We start from the raw sequence: 1,242 nt of genomic DNA, 5'->3' as shown, positions 1-1,242 counted from the left end.
CTCTGACTTGCATACCATTGTACTGTTTGACCTGTTGAACAAGTCGCTGTCAAAGTCACTACACCTGATTCACATCTTGAGGCGCCTACTACGTTATTGGCACTTGGTGCACTTGGGATTGGGTTAACCGTTCCAATTACGCCTTGACGTGAGCCTGTTGCTGTTTCACATGTTGTTGTGTTATCCTTACATCCCACAAAGTATGTTGTCGTGGCTGTGATGCTTGGTGCATAACTTGTACCTGTTGTCAATACACTTGTCGAACTCTGACTTGCATACCATTGTACTGTTTGACCTGTCGTACAAGTTGCGGTTAAATTCACTACACCACTTCCGCAAACTGCACCATTCGTTACATTACTTGAACTTGGTGCGCTTGGAATTGGGTTAACTGTTCCTACAACTGTTTGACGTGAGTTGGTCGCCGTCTCACAAGTCGTAGTATTATCTTTACAACCTACATAATAAGTCGTAGTCGCTGCAATACTTGGTGCATAGCTGGTGCCTGTCGACAACACTGTTGTCGAGGTCTGACTTGCATACCATTGTACTGTTTGGCCTGTTGAGCATGTTGCACTTAAGTTTACAATTCCACTACCACATCTTGAGTTATTAGTTACATTCCCTGCACTTGGTGCGCTTGGGATTGGATTCACTGTTCCTACTACTGCTTGACGTGAATTTGTTGCCGTTTCACAAGTCGTTGTATTGTCTTTACATCCTACAAAATAAGTCGTCGTTGCTGTAATACTTGGTGCGTAGCTGGTGCCTGTTGTCAATACACTTGTTGAGGTCTGGCTAGCATACCATTGTACGGTTTGACCTGATGAACATACTGCACTTAGGTTTACTACGCCACTTCCGCAAACTGCTCCACCTTGTACATTTGATGAACTTGGTGCTGGTAAGTTTGGATTTACGGTACCTGTTACTCCTTGACGTGTTCCTGTTGTCGTTTCACAAGTTGTCGTGTTGTCTTTACAACCTACATAATAAGTCGTCGTTGCTGTCAAACTTGGGGCATAACTCGTACCTGTCGTCAACACGCTCGTTGAACTCTGACTTGCATACCATTGTACTGTTTGACCTGTTGAACAAGTCGCTGTCAAAGTCACTACACCTGATTCACATCTTGAGGCGCCTACTACGTTATTGGCACTTGGTGCACTTGGGATTGGGTTAACCGTTCCAATTACGCCTTGACGTGAGCCTGTTGCTGTTTCACATGTTGTTGTGTTATCC

The 1,242-nt window shown here is 44.6% G+C and carries 1 protein-coding gene; it reads right to left on the bottom strand.

What is annotated here, in order from left to right:
• Window positions 1-1,242: hypothetical protein (locus BWI92_RS27615; RefSeq protein WP_176464565.1), on the bottom strand; the 1,242-nt coding region annotated here is incomplete at both ends.

It is taken from the genome of Flectobacillus sp. BAB-3569 (assembly GCF_002270355.1).
In the GTDB taxonomy this organism is placed as follows: domain Bacteria; phylum Bacteroidota; class Bacteroidia; order Cytophagales; family Spirosomataceae; genus Flectobacillus; species Flectobacillus roseus.
This window is presented reverse-complemented; position numbering and strand designations above follow the sequence as displayed.